We start from the raw sequence: 983 nt of genomic DNA, 5'->3' as shown, positions 1-983 counted from the left end.
AGATCGAGCCACCCCCCGCCACCGGTCGCAATCGCAAACACTATATCGCCGGCATGGGCAAGATCGGCCAGCAGGTCAAGATCCTGCTGGATATCGAAGCCCTGCTCGAAGATGAAGAACTGGAAGAAATTGAAGCGGTTTAACCGCAAACCTGCCACTTAGAAGAAGAGAATTGAGGGTCCATATGAAAAACTTGAAACTGAGTGTAAAAATCGGTTTAGGCTTTGCGCTTATCTTTGTCGCAATTGTGGCATTCGGAGCCTGGACCTATAGCTTCAGCGTCGCTGTCGATAACAAGAGCACCCAGATACTCACAGAAACTCAGCCTTTTGTCCTGCTGGCTGCGAAGATGAATCGCGACACCATCCAGCTCCAGCAATGGCTTACGGATATCTCAGCAACACGCGCACTGGACGGCCTGAATGATGGCTTTGACGAAGCGGAAAAGAGTTATCTGTCATTTATGGCCGGGCTCGACAAGTTCGAGCAGATGTTCCGTGCCGAGAGTGACACCGCCAAGCTAAAGACCGTCACGCAGATCCGCAGCGAGTTTGACGCCTATTACCGTATCGGTAAAAAGATGGCTCAGGCATATATCGATGAAGGTCCGGCGGGCGGCAACCAGGTGATGGGGGAATTTGATGGTGCCGTACAAACCCTGCTGGAAAATCTTGAGCCCTTTTTATCCTCCCAGATCGACGAACTCACGGTTGCTCTGAACGATCTCAGTAGCGAGGCCGCCAGCCTCAAGACCGGAGTCATTATGGTGTGTCTGCTGGTGGCAGCATTAGCCATCATTATAAGCTTCTTTCTGATTCGGGCCATCTCTCCACCGGTACGTCTGGGTGTAGCCATGGCCCAGGAGATCGCCAAGGGTGATTTCAGCATGCGCCTGAACATGAATCGTGGTGATGAAATCGGTACCCTCGCCAATGCTCTGGATGACATGGCCGAAAACCTCTCACGTAACGCCGATGTCGCTG

General features: G+C 52.4%; 1 protein-coding gene. It reads left to right on the top strand.

Annotated features, from left to right (window positions below):
• Positions 1-184: 184 nt before the first annotated feature.
• Positions 185-983 (top strand): HAMP domain-containing protein (locus AC1931_RS15430; RefSeq protein ID WP_483878166.1); only part of this gene is annotated, 799 nt, incomplete at its 3' end.

The organism is Pelovirga sp. C15f, assembly GCF_057178085.1.
This window is presented reverse-complemented; position numbering and strand designations above follow the sequence as displayed.